Raw genomic sequence first — 22,404 nt, forward strand, 5'->3', positions numbered from 1 at the left:
GGCTCAGAGAAAGAGCTGCTGCAGCTCACTGAGGAAGTCAAAGCCACGCGGCGTGGCTTGCAGGCGCGCGGCGTCGTCTTCCAGCAGGCCCCGCTGACGCGCGGCCGTCAGCCCCTCGCGCAGCGCTGAGAGCGGCAGCCCCGTGCGCTCGGCGAAGCTCACGAGCGGCACCCCCTCTTTCAGGCGCAGCGCATTGAGCATGAACTCGAACGGCAGCTCCTTGCGCGCCACTTCGTGTTCATTGCTGACCGCCTGCCCCTGCCCGGCCTGCGCCATATAGGCGGCGGGCTCGCGCCAGCGCACCTGGCGCAGCACGCGGTGCGGGAAGGACAGCTTGCTGTGCGCCCCGGCGCCGATGCCGAGGTAGTCCCCAAACTGCCAGTAGTTGAGGTTGTGCTGGCAGCGGTGCCCAGGCCGTGCATAGGCCGAGACCTCGTAGCGCGCCAGGCCGGCGCCGCCGGTGCGCTCGGTCAGCAGGTCGAGCATGTCGCTGGCGAGGTCAGCGTCGGGCAGGCCTTGCGGCGGGCTCGACGCAAAGCGGGTGTTGGGCTCGATGGTCAGGTGGTAGATCGACAGGTGGGGCGGCGCAAAGCTGAGCGCCGTGTCCACCTCGGCTTCCAAGTGGCTCAGGCTCTGCCCGGGCAGCGCGTACATCAGGTCGATGTTGAAGGTCTCGAACGCCTGCGCCGCCTCAGCCAGCGCCTCACGCGCCTGCGCCGCGCTGTGCACGCGGCCGAGCGCCTTCAACTGCGCATCGTCAAAACTCTGCACGCCCACCGACAGCCGCGTGACGCCGGCCGCCCGAAAGCCGGCAAAGCGCTCGCGCTCGAAGGTGCCGGGGTTGGCCTCCAACGTGATCTCGCAGCCAGGTTCCAGGGGCAGCCGGGCGCGGATGTCGGAAATCAGCTGCGAGATCGCTTCGGGGTCGAAGAGACTGGGCGTGCCGCCGCCGATGAAGACGCTGACCACCGGCCGGCCCCAGATCAGGGGCAATGCGGCTTCCAGGTCGAGGCGCAGGGCCTGCAGGTAGGCCGCCGAGGTGTCAGCGCTCAAGCCACCAGCCGCCTCGTGCGAGTTGAAGTCGCAGTAGGGGCATTTGCGCAGGCACCAGGGCAGGTGCACGTACAGCGCGAGTGGTGGCAGGGCAGGCAGGTGCAGCGTGCCCGGCCGCATCAGGTGTAGTAGGTCAGCCATGGTGCCGGGCCGCCCCAAACCATGGCTGCGCCCCCCCGGGGGGCAGCCCGCAACGCGGGCGTGGGGGCATCACGTCAGCCAAGACCCCAGGCCTCACGGAACTGGGCCAGCAACTGCGCGGCGGCCAGCGCGCGGTGGCTGTGCTGGTTCTTGGTCGCGGCGTCCAACTGCGCAACGGTGGCGCCCAGGGCGTCGATGTACATCAAGGGGTCGTAGCCAAAGCCGCCCTCGCCCGTCAGCTCATGCAGGATGCGCCCCTGCCAGCGGCCCATGGCGATCAGGGGCTCGGGGTCGGTGCTGCTCCGCACGGCCACCAGGGCGCAGACAAAGCGGGCTTCACGCGCATCGATGCGCGCCATCTCACGCAACAGCCGCTCGTTGTTGGCCGCATCACTCTTGGCGCCACCGGCGTCGGCTGCATACCGGGCCGAGCGCACGCCCGGCGCGCCACCCAGCGCCGTGACGCTGATGCCGGAGTCGTCAGCCAGCGCCGGCAAGCCACTCAACTGCGCCGCATGCCGCGCCTTGGCCAGCGCGTTCTCAACGAAGCTGTCGAAGGGCTCCTCAGCCTCGGGGATGCCGAGCGCCCCTTGGTTCACAAGCTCGATGCCAAGCGGGGCAAACAGCGTTTGCAGCTCGGCCAGCTTCTTGGCGTTGTTGGAGGCGAGGACGAGACGCATGTCGCTCAGGCTGCCGCCTGCAGGGCCGTGAGTTCGCGAATGCCCTTGGCCGCGAGGTCCAGCAATTGGGTCATCTCGTCACGGCTGAAGGACGCGCCCTCGGCCGTACCCTGCACTTCAACAAAACCGCCTCGGCCGGTCATCACGACGTTCATGTCGGTGTCGCAGGCCGAGTCCTCGGTGTACTCAAGGTCCAGCAGCGGTGTGCCTTGCACGATGCCAACCGACACGGCTCCTACGGAGTCCAGCAAGGGCGAGGCGCTGATCTTGCCGTCCGCCAGCAGCTTGGCCACGGCATCGCGGGCGGCCACGTAGGCGCCGGTGATGGCGGCGGTGCGCGTGCCGCCGTCGGCTTGCAGCACATCGCAATCCAGGGTCAGCGTGCGTTCGCCCAGCTTGGCCAGGTCGAACACGCAGCGCAGCGAGCGGCCGATCAGGCGTTGGATCTCCTGCGTGCGGCCGGACTGCTTGCCCTTGGCGGCCTCGCGGTCGCCACGGGTGTGGGTGGCGCGCGGCAGCATGCCGTACTCGGCCGTGACCCAGCCCTCGCCCGAGCCACGCTTGTGCGGGGGCACGCGCTCCTCGACCGAGGCAGTGCACAGCACCTTGGTGTTGCCAAACTCGACCAGCACCGAACCCTCGGCGTGGATGGTGTAGTTGCGGGTGATGCGGACGGGGCGCAGGGCGTCCGCCGCACGGCCTGAGCTGCGCGTGAAGGTGCTCATCAGGGGGCTTTCAGTTCCGCCGGCTGCCGCGGCCGGACTGGCGGATTTTTTCGTTGATCTCGGCCACGGAACGATCGATCTCTTCGTCGTCCATCGAGGCTACTTCGGCTTCCAGTGCGCCGTGGATGGTGGAGGCATAGCCCGAGTTGAGCAGCGCCTGCGTGGTGTCGCCGGCGGGCTCTTCCTCGCTCTCCCACTCCACAGTCAGCGCCGTGACGTTGTCGCAGCGCGCACCACCGCGCCGCAGCGCCACTTCGACCATCTCGGCCACCGCCTCGGAAATCACGTCCTTGGCGATGATGGGCGTCAGCTCGCTGTCCTCGACATTGCCCCAGAGGCCGTCGGAGCACAACAGGATGCGGTCACCGGCCTCCAGCAGGATGGGTCCCTGGCAATCGACCATCGGCCGACCCGGGCTGCCCAGGCAGGTGAAGAGCACGTTGCGATTGAAGCCCTCGACACCCATGGCCGCGCGGCCCAGGGCCTCTTGCAGCTCGGTGTAGGAGTGGTCTCGTGTGCGGGCAATCAGGCTGCCCTCACGCACCATGTAGAGCCGCGAGTCCCCGCAGTGAGCCCACCAGGCCTGGTTGCCTTGCAGCACACAGGCCACGATGGTGGTGCGGGGGGTGTCCTCCAGGCCCTTGCTGTCGGCATAGCGCAGCAGCTGGTGGTGGGCGATGACGATGGCTTCCTGCAGGAAGGCGTGGGGGTCTTCGAGCACCGGGCGCGCGTCCTGCTGGAACAGCACGGCCAGGGTCTGCAGCGCGATCTGCGCCGCGACCTCGCCCTCGGGATGTCCACCCATGCCATCGGCAAGGGCAAAGAGGCCGGCTTCGCTGGTGTAGCAATAGCCCATCCGGTCCTCGTTGGTCTCGCGGCCGCCACGGCGGCTGACCTGGAAGACGTTGAACCGCATCAATTCTCCCGGCAGGCTGCCGCGCAAGCGGGCAGCTCAGAGTCACCAGCGCACAGCGGCATCAAGCCTTGGCTCCGGACTTCAAATTTTCAAGTTGCAGCTTCAGCCGCTCGCTGAACGAGAGCTTGGTGTAGCGCCGCTCGGTCTCACGGGCCAGCTCCTTCTGCAGCGCAAACACGCTCTGCGGCCGCGCCAGCGGATCCAGCGCCATGCACCACTCGGTCACTTCGAGCAGGTTGTCGGAGTAGACATTGCGCAGGCGCGACAGGCTGAGGGACAGGCGGTCCTTCTCGATGCGTTGGGGGGCATCGTTGGGCGGGTAGCCCTGCATGCAGGCATAGATGCAGGCGCCGATGGCGTAGATGTCGGTCCAGGGGCCGAGGTTGCCATCGCGGCGGTACATCTCGGGCGCTGCAAAGCCGGGCGTGTACATCGGGCGGATGAAGTTGCCTTCCTTGCTCAGCACTTCGCGCGCGGCGCCAAAGTCGAGCAGCACGGCCTTGTTGTCGTTCGTGATGAAGATGTTGGCCGGCTTGATGTCCAGGTGCAGCATCTTGTGCTGGTGCACGATGCGCAAACCACGCAGGATCTCGTCGAAGAGGCTGCGGATGGTGGACTCGCGGAACACCTTGTCGCGCTTCAGGTCGCGCGCGGTGACGATGAAATCCTGCAGGGTGTCGCCCTGCAGGTAGTTCATCACCATGTAGACGGTCTCGTTCTCGCGCAGGAAGTTCAGCACCGAGACGACGCTGGGGTGCGAGATTTGCGCGAGCGAGCGGCCTTCTTCGAAGAAGCTCTTGAGGCCGAGGCGGTAGAGGGGTTGCTTCTCGGGCTTGACGCGTGGCGTCAGCTCGCCGGGCGACCGCTCGGCGAGGGACGAAGGAAGGTATTCCTTCAGTGCGACCAGATGGTGGTCCGGGTCTTCGGCCAGGTAGACGACCCCGAACCCTCCGGCTGCCAATCGTTTGATGATCTGGTAGCCACCCACCACCGTACCGGCGGGCAGCGGGGCCGGCTTCGGCTTGGACATAATCGCGCTTTGCTTGGCTATGAGAGCTGAATGCCAGTCTACAGCATGACGGGATACGCCAATGTCGTGGCGTCCCCCCCTAACGGCGAGGCAGATTCCTCGTCCGCGCGCCCCTCAAGCATCAGTGTCGAGATGCGTGCCGTGAACGGCCGGTTTCTCGACCTCTCGATGCGAATCCCCGAGGAGTTGCGCAGCCTCGAACCCCTGGTGCGCGACCTGGTGTCGGCGCAGTGCCGGCGCGGCAAGATCGAGGTGCGCATCAACACCCAGCGTGAGTCGGAGGCCGCCTGGCCGCAGCCGCAGACCGAGGTCCTGCAGCGCCTGGCTGGCCTGGAGGCCACCGTGCGCGCCGCCCTGCCCCAGGCCCAGGCCCTGAGCGTCCATGAGGCCCTGCAGTGGTGCCGCACGGGCAGCCAGGCGGCTGGCGAGCTCGATGGTGTCGCACTGGGAGCCGTCAAGTCTTGCCTTACTGGGCTGATGGAAGCCCGCGCCCGTGAAGGCGACAAGCTGGTGGCCATCCTGCTGGAGCGCGTGCAGCGCCTGCAGGAGCTGGCGACCGAGGCCGAACCGCTGATCCCGGCCGTGATCCAGCGCCAGCAGCAGCGCTTCCTGGAGCGCTGGAACGAAGCCCTCACCGCCGCCAGTGCCCAGGCCAATGTGACGCAGCAGGCCTTGCAGGAGCGGGCACTCAACGAGGCGGCAGCCTTTGCCATCCGCATCGACGTGGCCGAGGAGCTGAGCCGCTTGCGCGCCCACCTCGACGAGGTGAAGCGCCTGCTGGCCAAGGGCGGCGAACTGGGGAAGCGGCTCGACTTCCTGATCCAGGAATTGCACCGGGAGGCCAACACCCTGGGCTCCAAGTCGGCTGCGCTGGAACTGACCAATGTCTCGGTCGAGATGAAGGTCGCCATTGAGCAGATGCGCGAACAGGTCCAGAACATCGAGTAGAGCCCCATGGAATACCCAGGCAATCTGTTCGTGGTGGCCGCGCCCAGCGGCGCCGGCAAGTCCAGCCTCGTCAAGGCGCTGCTGGAACTGGACGCCAAGCTCAGCGTCTCGGTCTCGCACACCTCGCGCGCGCCGCGCGGGCAGGAGCAACACGGCCGCGAGTACTGGTTCGTGGGGCTCGACGAGTTCCGCGACATGGTCGCGCGCGGCGATTTCTTCGAGTGGGCCGAGGTGCATGGCAACCTGTACGGCACCTCGCGGGCGGGGATCGAGTCGCGCATGGCCCAGGGCGACGACGTCGTGCTGGAGATCGACTACCAGGGCGCCCTGCAGATCAAGCAGCTCTTTCCCTATGCGGTGCTGATCTTCGTGCTGCCGCCGAGCTGGGAAGAGCTCAAGCAGCGCCTGATCCGGCGCGGGGACACCCAGCCCGAGGTGATCGCCACCCGGATGGCCAATGCGCGCGTCGAGATCGACCAGGCCCGGCACTTCGACTTTGTGGTGGTCAATGCGGTGTTTGACTCGGCCGTGTTCGACCTGAAAGCCATCGTCCACGCACAGCGGCTAAAATACGCGGCTCAGCGCCGAAATCGCTCGGCTGTCTTTCAAGCGCTTCAGCTCGACTGAAGCGCTCCACTTGAGGTACCTCATGGCCCGCATCACCGTCGAAGACTGCCTGCAACGCATCCCCAACCGCTTCCAGCTCGTGCTGGCTGCCACCTACCGCGCTCGCATGCTGAGCCAAGGCCACAGCCCCAAGATCGAGACCAAGAACAAGCCCGGCGTGACCGCGCTGCGCGAAATCGCCGCAGGCGAAGTCGGTGTCGAGATGCTGCGCCGCGTGCCCGTCTGACGCTACTTCCCCTGACAAGGCGCCCCGGTTTGTCCGCGGGCGCCTTTTTATTGGCCTGGAGCAGATAAATTCGGGGCATGGCCCAACGCCCCTTTCCTGCCTGGCTGACACTGCCGGGTCTGCGCTCCAACCCGCAGCCGACCCAGGCAGAAGCCGCCTCGTTCGACGCCCTGGCGCCCAGCCTCAGCTACCTGAACAAGGCCGAGATCAAGCGCATCCGCGAGGCCTACCGCTTCGCCGACGAGGCCCACCTGGGCCAGACGCGCGCCAGCGGCGAGCCCTACATCACCCACCCGATCGCCGTCGCGCGCATCTGCGCCGAGTGGAAGCTCGACGCCCAGGCCATCATGGCCGCGCTGATGCACGACGTGATCGAGGACTGCGGCGTCTCCAAGGCCGAGCTGATCGAGCGCTTCGAGGCCCCCACCGCCGACCTGGTCGACGGCCTCACCAAGCTGGACAAGCTGCAGTTCTCGACCAAGGAGGAGTCGCAGGCCGAGTCCTTCCGCAAGATGCTGCTGGCGATGTCGCGCGACCTGCGTGTCATCCTCGTCAAGCTGGCCGACCGCCTGCACAACATGCGCACCATGGGCGCCATGGCGCCACAGAAGGCCCGGCGCATCGCGCGCGAGACCTTCGACATCTACGCCCCAATAGCCCACCGGCTGGGCCTGAACTCCACCTTCCGCGAACTGCAGGAGCTGTCGTTCAAATACTTCCATCCCTGGCGCTTCGAGGTGCTGACCAAGGCTGTCTCCAAGTCGCGCGGCAACCGGCGCGATCTGGTCAGCCGGATCGAAAAGGATCTGCGCGACGCCTTTGCCAAAGCCGGCCTCAAGGTCAGTGTGGAAGGGCGCGAGAAGACGATCTACTCCATCTACAACAAGATGAAGGAGAAGTCGCTGTCCTTCGCCCAGATGAGCGACATCTTCGGCTTTCGCATCCTCACCCAGGAGCAGTTGCAGTGCTACACGGCGCTCGGGGTGCTGCATCAGCTCTACAAGCCGCAGCCCGGACGCTTCAAGGACTACATCGCCGGCCCGAAGGACAACGGCTACCAGTCGCTGCACACCACCCTGATGGGCCCGCTGAACGCGCCGCTGGAGTTCCAGATCCGCACCGAGGGCATGCACCGGATTGCCGAGCAAGGCGTGGCCGCGCATTGGATCTACAAGCGCAAGAGCAAGGATGGCGAGGGCTCGACCGAGTCGGTCAGCGCGCGCTGGCTGCAGTCGCTGATCGACATCCAGGACGAGACGCGCGACGCGAGTGAGTTCCTTGAGCACGTCAAGATCGACCTCTACCCCGAGGCCATCTACGTCTTCACGCCCCGTTCGCGCATCCTGGCCCTGCCCAAGGGGGCCACGCCGGTGGACTTCGCCTACGCCATCCACTCCGACGTGGGCGAGCACTGCGTGGCCGCGCAGGTCAACGGCGAGGCCGTGCCCCTGCGGGCCGAGCTGCGCAGCGGCGACGTGGTCGAGATCGTCACCGCGCCCAATGCCCGCCCCAACCCGGCCTGGCTGAGCTTTGTGCGCACCGGGCGCGCACGCAGCAAGATCCGCCACTTCCTGAAGAACCTCGAAATCGAGGAGTCGCACGACCTGGGCGTCAAGCTGCTGGCCCAGGCCATGCGGGCCGAAGGCCTGCCCCTGCCGAGCCGCCGCCCCGAGGACACGGAGGCCGCCGCACTGTGGCAGCAACTCGCGGCCTGGGCCGGTTGCGCCAATGTCGAGCAGCTCTTCATCGACCTGGGCAGCGGCCGCAAGATCGCGTCCATCATGGCCAAGAAGCTGGCGCGCATGCTGGCTGACCAGGGCCAGCGGCCCGACGCCGTGAGCCTGACCCTGGGCCGCTTCGCCTCGGAAGGCGCTCAGGCCCATGGCCGGGTCACGCTGGACGGCAGCGAGGGCGCTTCCGTCCAGCTCGCCTCCTGCTGCCGGCCGATTCCCGGTGACGAGGTGCGTGGCTACCTGGGGCGCGGTGAAGGCCTGATCGTACACACCGCCGAATGCCAAGTGGGGCGCCGGCTCTTCCACCGTGATAGCGAGCACTGGATCCAGGTGAGCTGGGCGGAGGAGCTGACGCGCAGCTTCGAGGTCGGCGTGGGCGTGCTGCTGACCAATGGCAAGGGCGTGCTGGCCCAGGTAGCCCAGGCCGTGGCCGCCGCCGAGGCTGACATCACCCACGTGACCATGCACGACGAGGCCACGCCGCTGCGCGAGACCGCCGAGATAGACCTGCTGCTGGCCGTGCGGGACCGTCTCCATCTGGCCGAGGTGCTGCGCGTGCTGCGCCGCGCGCCTGCGGTGCAGCGTGTCTGGCGCCTCAAGCCGGCGTCGCAGTCCTCAGCCTGAAGCCTCGGGCGCCGGATAGCTGACCTCCACCACCTCGATGGTCTCGACGCCCACCGGCGTGACCAGCTTGAGCTCATCGCCCACCCTGGCCTTGAGCAGGGTCCGGGCGATGGGCGAGATCCAGCTCACCTCGCCCGCCAGGCTGTCGGACTCGTCGATGCCCTTGATGGTCACCGTGCGCTCCAGGCCGCTGGCGTCGGCGTAGGTGACCGTCGCGCCAAAGAAGATCTGCTCGCTGCCATGGTGCTGGCTCGCGTCAACCACCTCAGCGATGTCCAGCCGCTTGGTCAGGAAGCGCAGCCGCCGGTCGATCTCGCGCAGGCGCTTCTTGCCGTAGAGGTAGTCGCCATTCTCTGAACGGTCACCGTTCTTGGCTGCCCACGATACGGTCTCGACCAGCTTGGGCCGCTCCTCGTCGATCAAGTGCATGAACTCCGCGCGCAGGCGTGCGTAGCCGGCGGGCGTCATGTAGTTGCGCGTTCCCGCCGGCAGTGGCGGCAGTGCCGGGCCGTCTTCGTCGTCGTCTTGGCCCGGCGCAGGCGTGGTCTCGCGGGTGAAGGCCTTGCTCATGCTCACATTGTCGCTATGCCCCGACGCAGGCCTGCCTTCTAGAATCCAGGCATGACCCGCCTCGCCCCCCTTTGGCTGCTGCTGATTGCCAGCGCCGCCCTGGCTGCCGACCCGCCACCTGCGCCACCAACCACCCCGCGCGAGGCCCAGCGCTCGGCGGTGAGCGAGCCCAAGATCGAACAGATCGTGGTCGAAGACGACGCCGTCCGCATCGAAGAGCTGCGCGTGCGCGGCGAGACTCGCAAGGTCATCGTCAAGCAAAAGCACGGCCCCGCCCCGGCCTATGAGGTCTGGGCCCCCGAAACCAGCCGCGCCTCGGCGGGCGGCAGCGAACAAAACCTCACCGCCGGACGTCGCGTCTGGCGCGTGCTGGACTTTTGAGAGCTTGAGAGTCTTTCATCCATGCCCGCCTTGCTCGCCAAAACGCCCTCGCCCGTCGTTGCAAATGCTCGCCATAGCCCAAGCTATGGCTGTGCTTTGCGCCTAGTACGAGGGCGTTTTGACGCGCCTTTCGAGCACGTCTGAAAAACTCTCAAACTCTGAACCCTGCGGTCACCCTGACCGCCCTCCCCGACCTCCCATGGCCGTTTTCACCGAAGTCAGCCCCGCCGCCGCGCAGGCCTTGCTGGACCGTTTGCAACTGGGGCGCCTGCACGAGCTGCGCGGCATTGGCGCCGGCATCGAGAACACCAACTACTTCCTCGACTGCGACGGCGGGCACTTCGTGCTGACGCTGTTCGAGCGCCTGACGCGCGAGCAGCTGCCCTTCTACCTGCGCCTGGTGCAGCACCTGTCGCAGCGCGGCATCCCGGTGCCGGCCCCCAAGGCCGATGCGGCCGGCGAGATCCTCTTCGAGGTCTGCGGCAAACCCGCGGCGCTGGGCGACCGGCTGCACGGCGGCCACATCCTGGCGCCCGACGTCTTCCATTGCGAGCAGGTGGGCGCCACCCTGGCGCGCATGCACCTGGCCGGGCGCGACTACCCCTTGCACCAACCGAATCTGCGTGGCCTGCCGTGGTGGCGCGAGACCGTGCCGCTCTTGCTGCCACATCTGTCCACCGACGAGCGCGCGCTGATCGAGTCTGAGCTGGCCTACCAGGAACACCTCGCGGCCTCAGCGCCCTACGCCGAGTTGCTGGCGCATGCCTTCGGCCCCGTCCATGCCGACCTGTTCCGCGACAACGTGATGTTCGAGCCCGGCGAAGCCCAAGGGCGCGAACGCCTGACGGGCTTCTTCGACTTCTACTTTGCCGGCTGCGACACCTGGCTATTCGACGTGGCCGTGTGCCTCAACGACTGGTGCATCGACCTCGCCTCGGGGCGGCTGGACGAAACCCGTGCCAGCGCCTTCGTCGCGGCCTACGAAACCGAGCGCCCCCTCTCCGGCACCGAGCACCGCCTGCTGCCGGCCTTGCTGCGCGCGGCGGCGATGCGCTTCTGGGTGTCCCGCCTGTTTGACCTGCACCTGCCGCGCGAGGCGGCCTTGCTCAAGGCGCACGACCCGCGCCACTTCGAACGCGTGCTGCGTGATCGCATCGCCAACCCTTGGCATGCAGCAAGCGTCGAGAGGGCACCATGAGCATGGTCCTGCATCTCCAACAGGTGCCGGCGCGTAACGGCAATCTCTGGATCCGGCACGGCTGGCGGGTGTTCCGGCGGCAGCCACTGGCCCTGCTGGGCTTGTTCGCCTTCGGCTTCCTGGCGGGCGGCTTGCTGTCCATGCTGCCCGTGGTGGGCCCGGTGCTGGGCATGGCTTCGGTGCCGGTGTTCTCGCTGGGCTTCATGCTGGCCACGCACCAGACCCTGCAGGGCGGCCACCCCAATGTGCAGGTGTTCCTGGAGCCGTTCAAGCTCACCCCGGCTCGCCGCAACACGCAGCTGCAGCTTTGCTTCAGCTTTGCTTTGCTGGCCGTGTTGGTGCTGCTCGGCGCCGAGCGCATCGACGGCGAACAGCAACGCCTCGCCCTGGAGCTGATGACCCAGCCCAAGCCCGACCCCGAGGCCCTGGCCCAGGCGCTGACCGACCCGCGCCTGATCTGGGGGGCGCTGGTCCGCTTCGGTGGCCTGGGGCTGCTGGCCGTGCCCTGGTGGCAAGCGCCGGCCCTGGTGCACTGGGGCGGCCAGGGTGCCATGCACGCGCTCTTCTCCAGCACCTTGGCCCTGTGGCGCAACAAGGGCGCCTTTGCGCTCAATGGCATCAGTTGGATGCTGCTGACCATGGCGCTGTCGTCGATCTTCAGCCTCGTGCTGGGCCTGCTGGGCTTGGGCCCGCTCGCCATGTACGCGCTGGTGCCGCTGGGGATGATGGGGGCGGTGGTCTTCTACGCGGGGCTCTACTTCAGCTTCGTGGACTGCTTCGCCTTCGGTGCCCCGAAGGCCGCCGACGCTCCTCAGCGCGACGACGAGCCCGGCAGCGCGTAGGTCCCGGTGGCATGGGCCACGGGGTCGTCCTCGCCCTCGGAATAGATCCAGACCTCCCCCACCGCCAGCCGGCGCCCGAGCTTGATCAGCCGGCACCGCGCCAGCACGCGCGCGGCCGCGCTGGGCTTGCGCAGGAAGTGGATGGACAGGTTGGTCGTCACCGCCAGGGGCTCCAGGCCCACGCGCGCCAGCACCGCGCCATAGAGCGCCACGTCGGCGAGCGTCATCATCACTGGCCCGCTGACGGTGCCGCCGGGCCGCAGCTCTGCTTCACCCACGGGGTGGGCCATCCAGACGCCCTCGGCGTCGACCGATTCCACCGTGCAACGGCTCTGCGGAAATTCGCGCCGCAGGAACTCGGCCAGCGTGGCCGCGTCAATCACACCAGCACTTCCACGCAGGCCGGGTGACCGAGGAAGCCCTCGGGGCTGGCGCTGCGGCCATAGGCGCCGGACTGGAAGACCACGGCCAGATCACCGATCTCGCCGCGCGGCATGTCCATGCGGTCGGCCAGCAGGTCGAGCGGCGTGCACAAGGGGCCCACGACGCTGGCCGCTTCCACGGCCGTCTCACGCCTGCCCTGCGGCACGATCACGGCAGGGTAGTTCTTGCGCAGCACCTGGCCAAAGTTGCCCGAGGCCGACAGGTGATGGTTGAGCCCGCCGTCGCAGACCAGGAAAACCTGGCCACGCGAGACCTTGCGGTCCACCACGCGCGTCACGTACACACCCGCCTCGCCCACGAAGTACCGGCCCAGCTCGATCACCAGCTTGGCGCCAGGCAGGTCCGTGCGAGCACGCGCCTGCAGGGCCGCGAGGTTGGCTCCGATGGGGGCCAGATCCAAGCGCGCTTCGCCCGGGAAGTAGGGGATGCCGAAGCCGCCCCCCAGGTTCAGGAACTTGACCGGCGCCGGCGCACTTTCAGCCAGGCGCAGGGCCAGCGCGTAGCTCTTCTGCTGGGCCTCACAGATGGCCTCGGGCTTGAGGTTCTGCGAACCGGCAAAGAGGTGGAAGCCCTCGAACTGCAGGCCCTGCCCTGCCAGCGTCCCGAACTGGGCCAGCACCTCGGGCACGGTCTCGGCGTCGATGCCGAACTGCTTGGGCCCGCCGCTCATGCGCATGCCCGAGCCCTTGAGCTCGAAGTCGGGGTTGACGCGGATCGCCACCCGCGCCGGCAGGCCCAGGCGCTGTGACGCGGCAGCCAACACCGGCAGCTCACGTGCCGTCTCGACATTGACCAGCACGCCAGCCGCCACGGCCTGCTCCAGCTCGATGTCGCGCTTGCCGGGGCCGGCAAAGCTGACCTCGTGCGGGTCCGCGCCCGCATTGAGCGCCACCTGCAGCTCGCCGGCCGAGGCCACGTCGATGCCATCCACCAGGCCCGCCATGAACTGCACCAGCGCCGGCATCGGGTTGGCCTTCATCGCGTAATGCAGTTCGATGCCGGCGGGCAGCGCGGCTCGCAATTGCTGCACACGCGCCTTCAAGAGGCTGCGGTCGTAGGCGTAGAACGGCGTCTGCCCGACGCGCGCGGCCAGCACCGAGAGGCGGTGGCCGCCCACGGTCAGCTCACCCGTGGCCGGGTCGAGCGGGAACTGCGACGTCGGCTCGTGGGCCGGTGCGGTCTTCTTGGTCTCGGTCATGCGGGATGGCGCTCCAGCCACTCGGTGGACAGCGTCTTGCGGTCGATCTTGCCGTTGGGGTTGCGCGGCAGCGGCCCGGGGCGCACGTTGATGCCGTGCGGCACCATGTAGGCGGGCATGCGCGCCTTGCAGGCGGCGGTCAGTGCCGGCACGTCCACCTCGGCGGCGCCTTCAGGCGGCGTGGCGATGACCTGGATCGACTGGCCGAGCATGTCGTTCGGCACCCCGAAGGCCACGCACTCGCCCACAAGGCCCGTGGCGTAAAGCACCTCTTCGACCTCGGTCGGGCTCACGCGGTAACCCGAGGTCTTCATCATCTCGTCGCGGCGCCCGACGAAGTACAGGAAGCCTTCGGCGTCACGGCGCACGTTGTCGCCCGAGAACACCGCGAACTCGGGCAACTGCATCCCAGCCTCGCGCCCACCCACACCCAGCGGCAGCGGCTTGTAGCGCTCGGCGGTTTTCTCGGGGTCGTTCCAGTAACCCAGGCCCACCAGGGCGCCGCGGTGGACAAGCTCTCCGGGCTCGTCGGCGGCGCACTCAGAACCGTCCTCTCGCAGCACCAGGATCTCGGCGTTCGGGATCGCCTTGCCGATGGAATCCGGCCGGCGGTCCACCTCTTCGGGCGGAAGGAAGGTCGAACGGAAGGCCTCCGTCAGGCCATACATCAGGAAAGGCTTGGCCGATGGCACCCGCGCGCGCAGCGCATCCAGCGTGGTGCGCGGCATGCGCCCGCCGGTATTGGCGAAATAGCGTAGGTGTTCGTTGATGGCGCTGGGCCATTCCAGCTGCGTCAGTTGGATATAGAGCGGGGGCACGGCGGTGAGGCCGGTCACCTTCTCCCGCTCCATGGCCTTGAGCACATCGCGCGGCAGCAGGTAGTTCAGCAAGACCACCCGCGCGCCACTGTGGAAGGCGGTGGTCAGCTGGCTGAAGCCCGCATCAAAGGACAAAGGCAGGGCAGCGAGCAAGGTGTCGCTGCGCCGGTTCTCCAGGTAGCTGGCCACGCTCTTGGCGCCCGCCACCATGTTGCGGTGGGAGAGCATCACGCCCTTGGGCCGGCCGGTGGAGCCGCTGGTGTAGAGGATGGCGCACAGATCGGTGTCGATCAACCGGACCTCACGCGTCACGGCCGCTTCCAGACACGCGGACCAGCGCTGGCAGCGGCGCCCCGCCACCTCGTCCGCGACCGGCAAGCTGCCCTCGGTCACGACCACGGCTCGCACGCCCGGACAGGCCTGCAGCACGGGCTCCAGCTGAACCAGGCGCTCGGGCGAGGTGACCAGCACCCGCGCATCGCAATCCTGCAGCACATAGCCCACTTGCTCGGGCTTGAGCACCGGGTTGAGCGGCACGAACACGCCGCCCGCAGCCGGAACCGCAAAACTCGCAACCACCGTCTCAGCGCGCTTGTCGAGCCAGATCGCAACACGCTCGCCGCGCTTGAGCCCCATGGTCTGCAGGGCCGACGCAAAACGAAGCTGCCGATCGTGCAGCTCGCCGTAGCTCAGGGTTTGGCCGCCGAAAGTCAGCGCGGCATCATCTGGCGCTCGATGCGCAGAAACTGCGATCAAGTCTTGCAACAGAAAGGATTCGGTCATATCGGATCGGGCAGCAGAAAACGGCACAAAAGCCCTCGCAAGAGCACCGGCCAGTTTCTCATAGGGACTTGCCGCAAGCTGTCTGGCAATAGCCTGCCAAACCCCAAATCCTCACCGCATTTGCCAGCTTCTCAGCGGCTTCGCCAGCGATGCCTGCGCATCGCACGGCCACGAGGTTTGAGCCACAGCCACCCGAATAGGGGTATGGCGCAGTCGGCACAAAATCACGTGGCGCACCCGGCCCCAGGGAAACAATTGTCTACACTTTGTGCAACGCACTTATTGGAAACGCGCCGAATGCAAATTCTCAACGACGTACTGGGGCTGCTGGACCAGGTGATGGGGCTGGAAGGACGTTCAGCCTCGTTCACACCTGAGACTCCGTTGCTCGGCGCGCTTGCAGAGTTGGACTCCATGGCCGTCATTGCTGTCATCGCCGCGCTGGAGGATCAGTTCGGCATCAGTGTTGCGGATGACGAGATCTCCGCAGAGACCTTCGCTTCGGTCGGGACGCTGGTGGCGTTCGTGAACGAGAAGCTCGCTCAGCACTGAGCCCACGGCGGCACAGGCGCTTGGCGCCTGTGGCCCATCCTCTGTCCCGCTGTCCGCGCCCACCCGCATGGCTCACCCCACTCCGATTGACCGCAGTGTTGCAGTGCTCCTGTTGGACGGGGATCAGCCCTCGGCGCTGGCCATCGTGCGCTCGCTCGGAAGGCAAGGCGTCACGGTCCATGTCGCCAGCAGCGTCGAGCGCCCGCTGGCGGCCAGCTCACGCTACGCGGGCAAACCGGTCCGCTACCCCGACCCGCTGCGAGACGGCGCCGCCTTCGTGGCCTGGATTCAGGCACGTCAGCAGCAGCATCCGCACGAACTGATCTTCCCGGTGACCGAGCGGACCGTCGTGCCGCTGATGCTGCACCGCGCCCAACTGGACGAGCAGCGCCTGGCGATCGCGCCAACGGCGGCGCTGGAACAGGTGCTGGCCAAAGACAAGACCATGGCGGTCGCCGAGTCACTGCAGATTCCGATTCCTAAATCGATCCACGTCAGCAACCTCGCCGAGGCGTCGGACGCCGCCCAGGTGCTGGGCTACCCCTTGGTGATCAAACCCGCCCGCTCGGTGGGGCAGGATGCCTCGGGCCACGTCCAGCTCGCTGTGAGCTATGCGCAGACGCCGGCTGAACTGAAGGAGCGCGTGACGCACACCCTGCAGTTTGGCCAGGTGGTTTTGCAGGAGTACTTCTCTGGCGAAGGCGTAGGGGTTGAAGTCATCGCCAATCAGGGGGAAGTGCAGTACGCCTTCCAGCACCGCCGGCTGCACGAGGTGCCGCTGACGGGCGGCGGTAGCAGTTTGCGTGTGAGCGAGGCCGTGGCGCCCGACCTGCTGGAGGCTTCCCGCAAGCTGCTGCGCGCGATTGGCTGGCATGGCGTGGCCATGGTGGAGTTCAAGCACAACCCCGCCACCGGCGCCTTCCGGCTGATCGAGATCAACGGCCGCTTCTGGGGCTCGCTGCCGCTGGCGGTCGCGGCAGGCGCGGATTTCCCGTTCATGCTGTACGAGCTGATGACGACGGGCCGGGTGGGCCCGCACCCGGCCGCCGAAGTCGGCATTTTGGGACGCCTGCTGACGCGCGATTTGCTGTGGCTGGAGCATGTGATGCGCCAGTCCGGGGCGGGCGGCGTGACCCAGATTCCCACGCGCGCCGACGCCCTGCGCGACAGCTTCAAGACCTTCTCGCGCCGGCATCGCTTCGACGTCCAGTCCTGGAGTGACCCCTGGCCGGGCCTGGTGGACCTCGGACGCATCGGTCATCAGTATTGGGACCGCTTGGCTGGCGTTGTCGTGCACCGGTGGCGGCTCTTTCGGGCCTGGCGCGGCTCCAAAGGCGCGCTGCAAAACCTATCGCAAACGACGGCCGCCGAGCGAGTGCTGTTCGTTTGCTACGGCAACATCAACCGCAGTGCCGTCGCGCATGTGCATGCTCGCGCGCACTACGGGGACCGCTGGCAAATCCGCTCCGCGGGCTTCCACGCGCAAGGTCAGCGCGCGGCCGACCCCAATATGGTGAAGGCGGCGTCGGCCCACGGCATCGATTTGTCAGAGTGGCGCTCCCACTGCCTGTCGGCCGCCGACGTCGAGCAGGCCGACGTGATCCTGGCGATGGAGCTTGCCCACATTGAGCGCCTGGCTGCCCTGCATCCCGGCGCGCGAAGCAAGTGCCATCTGCTGGCCGCGCCGATCGCCAGCAGCGCCCCGGAGGCCGAGATTGCCGACCCCTATGGCAAGGCGCCGCAGGCCTATGACCGCGCCTGCACGCGCGTGATCCAGAGCGTCGATCGCTGGCTGAAGGGGCGCTCCGCCCAACCGGCGTCAGCCACAACGCGCTGACCCTCAAGTCAGACAAGTAGGATTCCGCCGAATGGCCCCACCTCAATCCCGGACCACCACGTCCCACCCCTATTTCCTGCATGTCAACGGGCGCCGGCTGTTCGCGCTCGAGATCCGGCCCGAGGGCGTGCCGGTGCGCGGACACGTCCTCTATCTGCCGCCGTACGCGGAGGAGATGAACCGTTGCCGCTGCCACGTCGTAGCGACCGCGCGCCTGATGGCTCAGACGGGTTTGCGCTGCCTGCTGCTGGACCACTACGGGACCGGCGAAAGCGATGGCGACAGCACGGAGGCGGACTGGGAGTTCTGGAGATCCGACGCGCTGGCTGCCGCAGCACACCTTTGCCAAGACGCCCCTGCACTGCCGCTGACCCTGTGGGGCCTGCGCACCGGCGCCCTACTGGCGGCCGACGTGGCCTGCAGTGAAACCCTGCAGGTCGATCGACTGCTGCTGTGGCAAGCCGTGCCGGATGGGAAGAACTTCCTGAATCAGTACCTGCGGCTGCGCATCGCCTCGCAGATGGTCCACGGCACGGAGCGAGAAACCACGGCCGGCATCATGGAGCGGCTCGACGCCGGCGAGACCATCGAGGTCGCGGGCTATCCACTGGCCAAACGCCTGGCGGATGGCCTGCGCAGCAAGCGCCTGGCCGACATGGGCGGAGCACGGGCGCGTCGCGTTGATTGGGTGGAGGTCGTGGCCCAAGAGGGTCAATCGCTGCCCTTGGGGAGCCAGCGGGCTGCGCAAGCCATTGGCGCAGGGAAAGACTTGAGCGTGACGATGGCCGTCGCGCCACAGGTCTGGCAATTGGCGGGCGAGCATCACGCCACGGACTTGGTCAACAAGACGGCCGAACTGATGGGAGCCGCGTCATGACCGCTCGTGAACTGCCCATCGTCTTCCACTGCGAAGGCCATGAGCTGCTCGGGATGGTGCACATCCCCGAGAAGCCGCTGGCCCGTGGCCTGATCTTCGTTCTGGCAGGCGCCTCGCAATACCGGGCCGGCATGTGCCGCTCGCAATTGCAAATGGCCAGGGAATGGGCCGAACGCGGTGTGCCCGTCATGCGTTTTGACCACCGCGGGCTGGGCGATAGCGAAGGTGTTTTCAAAGGCTTCCGGGAACTGGAGGCGGACATCGCCGCTGCCATCGACGCCTTCGTGGGCGCCGTCCCAGGGATGGAGGAAGTCGTGCTGTTTGGCGGCTGCGATGCCGCCTCCGGCATCATGATCAACGCATGGAAGTTCCCGCGCGTGACCGGCATCGTGCTCGGCAACCCGTGGGTGCACAACGAGGTGACCGGCGACAAGGTCGCCGTCGCGCACTTTGGCCAGCGCATCCGCGAATGGGACTTCTGGCTCAAGTTCCTCAAGGGCGGCTACAACCCGCTGCCCGCCGTCGCAACACTGGGTCGCGTTGTACTTGGCAAGCTCAAGTCGGCAGTGCTGCCGTCACGCTCAGCCAGTTCGCGTCAAGCTGCCTACCAGGACAGCCCGAGCCTGCCGCCACTGCTGCGCATGCAGGAGGGACTCAAGCGGTTCAAGGGCGAAGTGCTGCTATTGATGAGCGGGCAGAGCCTGGTCAGCCGCGAGTTCGATTTGGTGGTCAGCGACGACCCCACTTGGCAGGCCGCGATGCGTGCGCCCCGGCGCTGGGATCGCCACGACCTGCCGGATGCCGACCAGGCGTTTTCAAGCATTGCGGACCGACTCCAGGTCAACAGCGCAACCCTGGCGTGGCTGTTGGAGCGGATGCCCTCCCGACAAGGCGAACAGCATGAGCGCTGACGCGCCCTTCGTCAGCGTCGTCATCGCCACCCGCGACCGGGCCGAGTTGTTTGGCCTCGCGCTCAAGTCCGTGCTGGCGCAAAGCTGGGCAGACAAGGAAATCATCGTCGTCAACGACGGTTCTGCGGCTGCTCAGTTGCCGGTGTACGAGAAGCACTGGGCCGAAGCAGCTGCGCAACTGGGGGAGCGCTTCCGTGTCTTTCACCTCGTTCGCAGATCAATCGGCCACGGCCCGAGCTATGCCCTGAACTTTGGCGTAGACCAGGCTGCAGGGCAGTACGTCACCTTCCTGGACGACGACGACCTCTGGGTGGACGGGGGGCATTTGCAGCGCGCCGCAACGTGCATCGCCGCGCATGCGAGCTCGGCCCAGGCTGTCGATCTCTACACGAGCAACCAGGACGCCTTCGCTGCCGATGGCAGCCACATTGGGCGGCTGTGGCTGGGCAAGCTGGAGGCCGCTCTCTTGTCGCAGGGTCGCAAGCCAACCGCCTTGGGCTGCTTTGAAGTGCGCGTCGACGAGTTCTTGCTGGCCGACGGCTTCGCCCATCTGAACTGCCTGATGGTGCGGCGCGAGTTGTTCCAGCAGGTGGGAGGTCTGGATGAAGCCGTCCGCTGGGAGGGAGACCGCAGCCTGTTCCTGAAACTGATCGACTCGGCCGCGCTCAAATTGCACCATCCAGCCGTGATCGGTCGGCATCACGTTCCCAACCCGCAACTGAAGGCCAACGTGACCACGTCGATCTCGATGGTCGACAAGCGCTTGCAGCAGGTCATCGTGCTGGATCGCTTTCTCTTGCATGCCAAGCATGCCAGCCTGCGACGCTATGCCGTCCAGCACAAAGGCTACGCCCTCAAGCGGCTGGCGCAGGAACTTGGCCAAGCAGGCGATTGGGAGCGGGCCTCAACCTACGCATGGGAAGCGCTGGGCTTGGCGCCAGGCCTCAAATGGCTGGGCTACTGCCTCTATGGCTCGGCCCGGCGGTGGTACCGGCCAGCCGCCAACTAGGGGACAGCGCGGCTGGGCCTGCATGCACCAGCCTGATATGCTCAACAGCCAGCTTTGCGACAGCTTCGCCCCATGGCGGGGCATGACTGGCACATCTTTAGGCAGCGTGGTGGACCACACAACAACACTACTCAACCTCCTGGATGAGGTTCTGAGCATTGAATCGAGGGGACTTCGGCTGACGAAGGACTCCCCGCTGCTTGACGCCGTCCCAGGCTTTGACTCAATGGCCGTTGTCGCGCTGATTGAACGGATTGAAAACGAGTTCGACATCGCCTTCCTCGACACCGAGATCGACGGCAGCGTGTTCAGCTCGGTCAGCACGCTGCAGACATTCGTCGAGAAACATCTGCCCGACTGACCTGACGGCCCCGTGTCGCGGCCGTGGCGAACGGGCAAGCTGTTCAGGAATGCTCATCGGATTGCGAAGCCTCAGGCCCAGTTCGATCATGCTGGCAGCGTGAGCCGCTACATTCTCGGACCCACCCCCTCAATAGCCGGCACGCGCAGGTGTCGCCGGGCAAAGTCGGGGTTCGCTCCGACACTGTGGCATTGCCCCTCAACGCACACATTCAAGACGTGACCGAAATATTCACTGGCTCGCCACGTCGCGCGGGCGAACTGAACGCGGCCCCCTCGCCTCAAGCGCTCTGGCAAGACCTGCTGTCGAAGCACTCGTTCACTGACGCTGCGGCGGCTGTGGAGGGCGATTTCGCGGTCGCCACGGTGCGGCCCGATGGCAGCGTCTTCATGGCCGTGGATCGGTTCGCCATTCGAAGCCTCTGCTACCGCATCGACAGCCAGGGACTGCGCGTGGCCGAGCGGGCCGACAGCTTGGCCGATGGGGCTGATCGGCTCAGCAACCAGGCCGTTTTCGAGTACCTCTACCACCACATCATCCCGTCGCCGCACACGGTGTTTGCCGGTGTCCAGCGCCTGCCGCCCGGCCACTGCGCCGAATTCCGCGACGGCAAGCTGCACATTGCCCGCTACTGGACACCGCGCTTTACCCCACGCACCCCGGATCTGGCGGACGCCAAAAAGCAGCTCAGAGGCTTGATGCGCGACGCGGTGGCCAAGCAGATGGATGGCTCCAAGCCCGCCTGCTTCCTCAGCGGCGGCACGGATAGCTCCACCGTGGCCGGCATGATGGCTGACCTGACCAGCGACGTGACGGCCTACTCCATCGGCTTCGAGGCCGATGGCTACGACGAGATGCACTACGCCCGAGTGACTGCCAAGCACTTCGGCCTGAAGCATCGGGAAATCTATTTCACGCCAGACATTCTGGTCGCCGAGATCCCCAAGGTGGCTGCGTCCTACGACCAGCCTTTTGGCAACTCGTCGGTGCTGCCGTCCTTCCACTGCGCGCGTGAGGCTCGGGCCGACGGTGTCAGCCGGATGCTCGCTGGCGACGGCGGCGATGAGCTGTTCGGCGGCAATACCCGCTACGCCACGCAACGCCTGTTTGACCATTGGCAACGGCTGCCAGGCCCGCTGCGCGATGGCCTTCTGGGGCCACTATTCAGGCTGTCCATCATGGCCAAGCTGCCGGTGGCTCGAAAGGCAGCCAGCTATGTGCGCCAAGCATCGCAGCCCATGCCCGGCCGCATCCAGGAATACAACCTGATCAAGCGAATCGGCTACCAGGAGATCTTTCCTCCGTCATTCCTTGCTTCGGTGAGCCAGAGCGAGATTGAATCCGCGCAGAACGAGATCTGGGCCCAGGCGCAAGCGCCCGACGAGCTCGATCGGCACCTGGCCTACGACTGGCGCTACACCCTGGCCGAATGCGATTTACCCAAGGTGGTGGGTTCCACCCAGTTGGCGGGCGTCTCGGTCGGTTTTCCGATGCTGGACGACGCGCTGCTGCAGTTCTCGATGCAGTTGCCCCCGGCGTTCAAGGTCAAAGGCCAGGAATTGCGCTGGTTCTTCAAGGACGCGATGCGCGGGTTTCTGCCCGACGAGGTCATCACCAAGAAGAAGCAGGGCTTCGGGCTGCCGTTTGGCGTCTGGATGGTCGAGCATGCTGCGTTGAACGCGCTGACCCGCGATGCCTTGCAGGCGCTGGTGCCGCGCGGCTTGATCCGCGACGATTTCGTTCGCCGATTCTTTGACGAACTGCTCCCCAGCCACCCCCACTACTACGGAACCATGGCGTGGATACTGCTGATGTTGGAACACTGGCTCAGGGCGCGGGCACCCGACTGGTCAGCGGCCAAGTGATCTGAATGGTCGCAGCCCCCCTCCTCCTTTAAGAGCGCTGCCGCTCGACGACTGC

23 protein-coding genes are annotated in these 22,404 nt (G+C 66.8%); 14 read left to right on the forward strand and 9 right to left on the reverse strand.

The genetic code is table 11. From position 1 onward, the window contains the following. Positions 1-3: 3 nt before the first annotated feature. The 5 genes from hemW to ABDJ85_RS06125 form a co-directional block, all read right to left on the reverse strand. A complete protein-coding gene (gene hemW / locus ABDJ85_RS06105) occupies positions 4-1,194 on the reverse strand; it encodes a radical SAM family heme chaperone HemW (protein ID WP_347703878.1) in 1,191 nt (396 codons plus the stop codon). 74 nt (positions 1,195-1,268) lie between these two features. After that, positions 1,269-1,874: an RdgB/HAM1 family non-canonical purine NTP pyrophosphatase gene (gene rdgB / locus ABDJ85_RS06110; RefSeq protein WP_347703879.1), complete on the reverse strand. Its 606-nt coding sequence runs from the start codon at positions 1,872-1,874 to the stop codon at positions 1,269-1,271. A gap of 5 nt (positions 1,875-1,879) precedes the next feature. Continuing rightward, entirely contained in the window at positions 1,880-2,599 is a 720-nt protein-coding gene (rph, locus tag ABDJ85_RS06115; protein WP_347703880.1) for a ribonuclease PH, read from the reverse strand. A 10-nt stretch (positions 2,600-2,609) separates the two neighbouring features. Then, positions 2,610-3,515: a PP2C family protein-serine/threonine phosphatase gene (locus tag ABDJ85_RS06120; protein WP_347703881.1), complete on the reverse strand. Its 906-nt coding sequence runs from the start codon at positions 3,513-3,515 to the stop codon at positions 2,610-2,612. Positions 3,516-3,576: 61 nt separating this feature from the next. Beyond that, positions 3,577-4,545, reverse strand: coding sequence for a serine/threonine protein kinase (locus tag ABDJ85_RS06125; RefSeq protein ID WP_347703882.1), 969 nt, complete (start codon positions 4,543-4,545; stop codon positions 3,577-3,579). Positions 4,546-4,575: 30 nt separating this feature from the next. Between ABDJ85_RS06125 and ABDJ85_RS06130 the strand changes: the two genes are divergently transcribed. From ABDJ85_RS06130 to ABDJ85_RS06145, 4 genes are all read left to right on the forward strand, one after another. Further along, positions 4,576-5,493, forward strand: a complete 918-nt coding sequence (locus ABDJ85_RS06130; protein ID WP_347703883.1) for a YicC/YloC family endoribonuclease — start codon at positions 4,576-4,578, stop codon at positions 5,491-5,493. A gap of 6 nt (positions 5,494-5,499) precedes the next feature. Then, positions 5,500-6,120 (forward strand): guanylate kinase, encoded by a 621-nt coding sequence (gene gmk, locus ABDJ85_RS06135; protein ID WP_347703884.1) that lies wholly within the window; start codon positions 5,500-5,502, stop codon positions 6,118-6,120. 22 nt (positions 6,121-6,142) lie between these two features. Continuing rightward, entirely contained in the window at positions 6,143-6,346 is a 204-nt protein-coding gene (rpoZ, locus tag ABDJ85_RS06140) for a DNA-directed RNA polymerase subunit omega (protein ID WP_347703885.1), read from the forward strand. A gap of 77 nt (positions 6,347-6,423) precedes the next feature. Next, positions 6,424-8,703: a RelA/SpoT family protein gene (locus ABDJ85_RS06145; protein WP_347703886.1), complete on the forward strand. Its 2,280-nt coding sequence runs from the start codon at positions 6,424-6,426 to the stop codon at positions 8,701-8,703. Here ABDJ85_RS06145 and greB read toward each other — a convergent pair. Further along, a complete protein-coding gene (gene greB / locus ABDJ85_RS06150; protein WP_347703887.1) occupies positions 8,695-9,273 on the reverse strand; it encodes a transcription elongation factor GreB in 579 nt (192 codons plus the stop codon). The two genes, ABDJ85_RS06145 and greB, sit on opposite strands and share 9 nt — an antisense overlap. Positions 9,274-9,324: 51 nt before the next feature. On the opposite strand from greB, the gene ABDJ85_RS06155 reads away from it, so the two are divergent. The 3 genes from ABDJ85_RS06155 (at position 9,325) to ABDJ85_RS06165 (ending at position 11,694) form a co-directional block, all read left to right on the forward strand. Beyond that, positions 9,325-9,654, forward strand: a complete 330-nt coding sequence (locus tag ABDJ85_RS06155; RefSeq protein WP_347703888.1) for a hypothetical protein — start codon at positions 9,325-9,327, stop codon at positions 9,652-9,654. A 199-nt stretch (positions 9,655-9,853) separates the two neighbouring features. After that, complete coding sequence (locus ABDJ85_RS06160) at positions 9,854-10,852, forward strand: homoserine kinase (RefSeq protein ID WP_347703889.1); 999 nt, start codon at positions 9,854-9,856, stop codon at positions 10,850-10,852. After that, positions 10,849-11,694 carry a BPSS1780 family membrane protein gene (locus ABDJ85_RS06165; protein WP_347703890.1) on the forward strand — a complete coding sequence of 282 codons (846 nt, stop codon included), beginning with the start codon at positions 10,849-10,851 and terminating at the stop codon, positions 11,692-11,694. The genes ABDJ85_RS06160 and ABDJ85_RS06165 overlap by 4 nt, the downstream gene beginning before the upstream one ends. On the opposite strand, the gene ABDJ85_RS06170 is transcribed toward ABDJ85_RS06165, so the two are convergent. The 3 genes from ABDJ85_RS06170 to ABDJ85_RS06180 are packed head-to-tail and all read right to left on the reverse strand — an operon-like array spanning position 11,664 to position 14,937. After that, positions 11,664-12,077 (reverse strand): PaaI family thioesterase, encoded by a 414-nt coding sequence (locus tag ABDJ85_RS06170; RefSeq protein WP_347703891.1) that lies wholly within the window; start codon positions 12,075-12,077, stop codon positions 11,664-11,666. The genes ABDJ85_RS06165 and ABDJ85_RS06170 overlap by 31 nt on opposite strands. Continuing rightward, positions 12,074-13,336: a pyridoxal-dependent decarboxylase, exosortase A system-associated gene (locus tag ABDJ85_RS06175; protein ID WP_347703892.1), complete on the reverse strand. Its 1,263-nt coding sequence runs from the start codon at positions 13,334-13,336 to the stop codon at positions 12,074-12,076. Before ABDJ85_RS06175 ends, ABDJ85_RS06170 begins: the two co-directional genes overlap by 4 nt. Next, positions 13,333-14,937 carry an acyl-CoA ligase (AMP-forming), exosortase A system-associated gene (locus ABDJ85_RS06180; RefSeq protein WP_347703893.1) on the reverse strand — a complete coding sequence of 535 codons (1,605 nt, stop codon included), beginning with the start codon at positions 14,935-14,937 and terminating at the stop codon, positions 13,333-13,335. The genes ABDJ85_RS06175 and ABDJ85_RS06180 overlap by 4 nt, the downstream gene beginning before the upstream one ends. Before the next feature lie 297 nt (positions 14,938-15,234). On the opposite strand from ABDJ85_RS06180, the gene ABDJ85_RS06185 reads away from it, so the two are divergent. The 7 genes from ABDJ85_RS06185 to ABDJ85_RS06215 all read left to right on the forward strand — a co-directional run bounded on the left by ABDJ85_RS06185 (position 15,235) and on the right by ABDJ85_RS06215 (position 22,349). After that, on the forward strand, positions 15,235-15,489 hold the full coding sequence (locus ABDJ85_RS06185; protein ID WP_347703894.1) for an acyl carrier protein: 255 nt from the start codon (positions 15,235-15,237) through the stop codon (positions 15,487-15,489). Between the two features lie 67 nt (positions 15,490-15,556). Beyond that, positions 15,557-17,326 (forward strand): arsenate reductase/protein-tyrosine-phosphatase family protein, encoded by a 1,770-nt coding sequence (locus tag ABDJ85_RS06190; RefSeq protein WP_347703895.1) that lies wholly within the window; start codon positions 15,557-15,559, stop codon positions 17,324-17,326. 31 nt (positions 17,327-17,357) lie between these two features. After that, positions 17,358-18,203: a hydrolase 2, exosortase A system-associated gene (locus ABDJ85_RS06195; protein ID WP_347703896.1), complete on the forward strand. Its 846-nt coding sequence runs from the start codon at positions 17,358-17,360 to the stop codon at positions 18,201-18,203. After that, positions 18,200-19,114: a hydrolase 1, exosortase A system-associated gene (locus tag ABDJ85_RS06200; protein ID WP_347703897.1), complete on the forward strand. Its 915-nt coding sequence runs from the start codon at positions 18,200-18,202 to the stop codon at positions 19,112-19,114. Before ABDJ85_RS06195 ends, ABDJ85_RS06200 begins: the two co-directional genes overlap by 4 nt. Next, entirely contained in the window at positions 19,104-20,123 is a 1,020-nt protein-coding gene (locus ABDJ85_RS06205) for a glycosyltransferase family 2 protein (protein ID WP_347703898.1), read from the forward strand. The genes ABDJ85_RS06200 and ABDJ85_RS06205 overlap by 11 nt, the downstream gene beginning before the upstream one ends. A gap of 22 nt (positions 20,124-20,145) precedes the next feature. After that, positions 20,146-20,484, forward strand: a complete 339-nt coding sequence (locus tag ABDJ85_RS06210) for an acyl carrier protein (protein ID WP_347703899.1) — start codon at positions 20,146-20,148, stop codon at positions 20,482-20,484. Positions 20,485-20,507: 23 nt separating this feature from the next. Further along, positions 20,508-22,349, forward strand: a complete 1,842-nt coding sequence (locus ABDJ85_RS06215; RefSeq protein ID WP_347703900.1) for an asparagine synthetase B family protein — start codon at positions 20,508-20,510, stop codon at positions 22,347-22,349. Positions 22,350-22,404 lie beyond the last annotated feature (55 nt).

This window comes from Roseateles paludis (assembly GCF_039872745.1).
GTDB lineage: Bacteria > Pseudomonadota > Gammaproteobacteria > Burkholderiales > Burkholderiaceae_C > Pelomonas > Pelomonas paludis.